The sequence below is a fragment of the Arthrobacter sp. 2YAF22_2 genome, from assembly GCF_052114645.1.
Classification (GTDB): domain Bacteria; phylum Actinomycetota; class Actinomycetes; order Actinomycetales; family Micrococcaceae; genus Arthrobacter.
This window is the reverse complement of record NZ_JBFRFD010000389.1, coordinates 1-3,641: the sequence shown is the minus strand read 5'-3', so window position 1 is coordinate 3,641 and position 3,641 is coordinate 1. Positions and strand designations below refer to the sequence as shown.

Here is a 3,641-nt window from a genome sequence, read left to right as displayed (position 1 = left end):
GGCCTTCGCGGCCTGATGGATGACAGGCAGCCGGTATGAAACTCGCCGATTCGACGCTTACCGGCACCCAGCGCGCCGCCGTCGTCCTGATGCAGATGAGCCCGCCTAACGCTGCGCTGGTGATGGCACAGTTCACGGACGCCGAGGCGGAGGATATCGCCGCCGAGATTGTCCGGCTCCGCAAAGTGGACCCCGAGGTTGCCGAGCAGATCATGAAGGACTTCCACGAGGCCGGCCTGAGCAGCCCGCGGCAGGCCCGCGGCGGCCGGGAACTCGCCGAGGGCCTGCTTGAGGCCTCGTTTGGCTCGGAGAAGGCCGCCGGCCTGATCAACCGGCTGACGGTGAACATGGCCGGCAAGTCGTTCGAATTCCTCGAAGACATCGAACCTGTGCAGATCCTGGCGCTGATCGACGGCGAACTTCCGCAGACCATCGCACTGGTGCTGGCCCACCTGAGCCCGCGCAAGGCCTCGGCCGTGATGTCCGGGCTGCCTGGCTCGCTCCGGGCCGACGTCGCACTGAGCATCGCCACCATGGGCTCCGGTGCGCCGGAAGCCATCGGCATCGTGGCGGACACGCTGAAACTGCGCGGCGGGGCGGCCGTGTCGCAGCAGGCCTCCAAGGTGGTGGGCGGCATCCAGCCGTTGCTCGAAATCATCAACCGAACCGACGCCGGCACCGAACGTTCCGTGCTGGACGGCCTGGATCTGCTCGATCCGGACCTCGCCGTGGAAATCCGCGCCCAGATGGTGACCTTCGACGACATCGTCAAGCTGGAACGCCGCGACGTGCAGCTGGTGCTCCGCGGCCTCGACGCCTCTGTGCTCGCCGTGGCCATGAAGGGCGCCTCGGAGCCGGTCCTGGAAACCATCACCACTAACGTCTCCGGACGCAACCTCGAGATCCTCGAATCCGAGATGGCAGCGTTGGGACCGCTGCGCGCCTCGCAGATCGAGGAGGCCAGGGCCGCCGTCGTCCGCTCCATCCGCGAGCTCGAGGCCGAAGGCGCGATCACGATCCAGCGCGGGGACGAAGAAGACTATGTCTACTGACAGCGCCCCGGTGCGCATCACCTTCCCCTCGCTGCGCTCCAGTGGGCCGGCCAGCGAACAGGCCGGCTACACCGAGGGCCACGCCGCCGGCTACGCCGCCGGGGTCCGTGCCGCCGCCAAGGAACAACGGCGCTGGCGCGACCGGATGGCGGCCGAGCAGGCCTCAGCCCTGGCCGCCGGACAGCAGGACCTGGACCGCGCCGTCCGCGCCCTCGCGGTGGCCCGCACGGACTTCGCGCACCGCAACGTCCAGGCCCTCCAGGACGCCGAAGAGGTCCTGGCCCGCACCGCGCTGGAGCTCGCCGAGGCCATCCTCGGCTACGAACTCGCCGAGGGGACCCGGACTGCCCGCGCCGYCCTGGACCGCGCCCTGTCCGGCAACGACGCCGCCACTGTCCTGGCCATCCGGCTGCACCCGGCCGACATCGAGGTGCTCGCCAAGGAAGGCCAAGACCAGCCCGCCGGACTGCCGCTGCTCGCCGACCCGTCCCTGCAACGCGGGGACGCCAAAGTGGAATACCAGCAGGGCTGGCTCGATGCCAGCCTCGGCAGTGCCCTGGCCCGGGCCAAAGCGGCCCTGCTGGGGGATCAGCAGTGGGCTTCCACCGGCGCGGGCGGCCTCTCTGGTGGGCAGCCATGATCGACCAGTGGCGCCCCAAGAGTGAGGACTTCCTCGCAGCCCTTGCGGCCGCAGCGCCGCAGCGGGTCGGCACCGTCACTTCCGTGATGGGCCTGGGCCTGGAAGTGTCCGGCCTGGACTGCGCCCTCGGTGACCTCGTCACTGTCGGCGAAAATCCCGGGCTCGACGCCGAGGTGGTGGCGGCCCTGGACGGCGCGGTGCGCTGCATGCCGCTGGGACGCCTTGCGGGCGTCGCCGCCGGCGACCCGGTCCGCGCCAAGGGCGGCACCGTGCTGGTCCCGACCGGCGCCGGACTCTTCGGCCGCGTCCTCGATGGTCTCGGCCGCCCGATCGACGGCAAGGGCCCGCTGCTCAGCGGCCCCCGCGTGCCGATCGACAACGAGGCACCCAACGCCATGAAGCGAACCCGGATCGACACGGCCCTGCAGACCGGCGTCCGGGTGCTGGACACCATGACCACCCTGGGCAAGGGCCAGCGGATGGGCCTCTTTGCCGGCTCCGGCGTCGGCAAGTCCTCCCTGCTGTCCATGATCGCCCGCGGCACCGACGCCGAGGTCTCCGTCATTGCCCTCGTGGGGGAGCGCGGCCGTGAAGTCAGGGAATTCCTCGAAGACGACCTCGGCCCGGCCGGGCTGGCCCGCTCCGTCGTCGTCGTCGCCACCTCCGACGAGCCGGCCCTGATGCGCATGCGTGCCGCGTTTACCGCCACCCGCATCGCCGAGTCCTTCCGGGACCAGGGCCAGGACGTCGTGCTCATGATGGACTCGCTGACCCGCGTGGCCATGGCCCAGCGCGAGATCGGCCTCTCCGCCGGCGAACCGCCCGCCACCCGCGGCTACCCGCCGTCGACCTTTTCGGTCCTCGCACGGCTGCTGGAGCGCGCCGGCACCGCCGAAACCGGTTCCGTGACCGGCATCTACACCGTGCTGGTGGACGGCGACGACCACAACGAACCGATTGCCGACGCCGCCCGGTCTATCCTCGACGGACACGTTGTGCTGGACCGGAAACTCGCCGTGACCGGGCACTTCCCCTCAGTGGACGTGCTCGGTTCGATCTCGCGGGTAGCCTCCAAGGTCAATGCCCGGCCCCACCTCGAGGCGGCCTCCGCGTTGCGCCGGGTCCTCGCGGCCCGCAAGGCGGCGCAGGACCTGATCGACGTCGGCGCCTATCAGACCGGGACCAACCCGCTGGTGGACGCCGCCCTGGCGCACGAGGAATCCGTCAGCGGGTTCCTGCAGCAGCCAATGGACGAATCCACCCCCCACCCCGAGTCCTGGCGCCAACTGGGCCAGCTCACCTCAATCCTGGGAGCCGCAGCATGAGCCGGCAATTTTCGCTTGCAGGGCTGTTGCGGCTCCGCCAGATCCAGCAGGACCAGGCTGCCACCGGGCTGGCCCGCGCCCGCTCCCGGTCCAGCTCGGTCCGCGCCCGTGAAGCCTCCGCCCGCCGCCAGCTGGGCGCCAGCGACGAGGACATCGTCAGCTCGGCGTCGTTGCGCGCCGTCGCCGCGTCCCGGTCGGCGTCGCACAGCATGCTGGCGGACCTGCAGAGCCTCTCTCGCGTCGCGGAGCTCGATGAAGCTGCCGCACGCGAGGAGTTCATCGCCGCCCGCACCCGCTCCGTCGGCCTGGAAAAGCTGCAGGCCCGTCACGACGCCGAGGTCAACACCGCCGAGCTGCGCGCCGAACAGTCCGCGCTGGACGAGATCGCCTCGACCATCTGGCACCGGGACGAACAGCAGGTGCATTCGTGAGCATGACCGAGGCCCTGGGCCGCATGCAGGGCATCCAATCGATGATCGCTGACCTGACCCGGCCGGCCCAGACCGACAACGCAGCGCTCAAACCCGCCGCTGCGACGGCCCTCGCCACGGGGACCGGAACCGGCGACGCCGCCTCCTTCACCGACGCGCTCACCACGGCGTTGGGTGAGCGCGTCGGTGAAGG

4 protein-coding genes and 1 pseudogene are annotated in these 3,641 nt (G+C 70.7%); all 5 read left to right on the top strand.

The annotated features are described in order from the left end of the window. Positions 1-35: 35 nt before the first annotated feature. Entirely contained in the window at positions 36-1,052 is a 1,017-nt protein-coding gene (gene fliG, locus AB4Y86_RS14550) for a flagellar motor switch protein FliG (RefSeq protein WP_441402909.1), read from the top strand. Then, positions 1,042-1,692, top strand: a complete 651-nt coding sequence (locus AB4Y86_RS14545; protein ID WP_441402908.1) for a FliH/SctL family protein — start codon at positions 1,042-1,044, stop codon at positions 1,690-1,692. Before fliG ends, AB4Y86_RS14545 begins: the two co-directional genes overlap by 11 nt. Beyond that, positions 1,689-3,017 (top strand): FliI/YscN family ATPase, encoded by a 1,329-nt coding sequence (locus AB4Y86_RS14540; RefSeq protein ID WP_441402907.1) that lies wholly within the window; start codon positions 1,689-1,691, stop codon positions 3,015-3,017. The genes AB4Y86_RS14545 and AB4Y86_RS14540 overlap by 4 nt, the downstream gene beginning before the upstream one ends. Beyond that, positions 3,014-3,448 (top strand): flagellar FliJ family protein, encoded by a 435-nt coding sequence (locus AB4Y86_RS14535; RefSeq protein ID WP_441402906.1) that lies wholly within the window; start codon positions 3,014-3,016, stop codon positions 3,446-3,448. Before AB4Y86_RS14540 ends, AB4Y86_RS14535 begins: the two co-directional genes overlap by 4 nt. 2 nt (positions 3,449-3,450) lie before the next feature. After that, positions 3,451-3,641, top strand: a pseudogene (locus AB4Y86_RS14530) (C40 family peptidase); the annotation flags it as partial.

Coding starts and splice junctions, on each gene's coding strand:
- fliG (WP_441402909.1), top strand. CDS start 36: ATGAAACTCGCCGATTCGACGCTTACCGGCACCCAGCGCGCCGCCGTC.
- AB4Y86_RS14540 (WP_441402907.1), top strand. CDS start 1,689: ATGATCGACCAGTGGCGCCCCAAGAGTGAGGACTTCCTCGCAGCCCTT.
- AB4Y86_RS14535 (WP_441402906.1), top strand. CDS start 3,014: ATGAGCCGGCAATTTTCGCTTGCAGGGCTGTTGCGGCTCCGCCAGATC.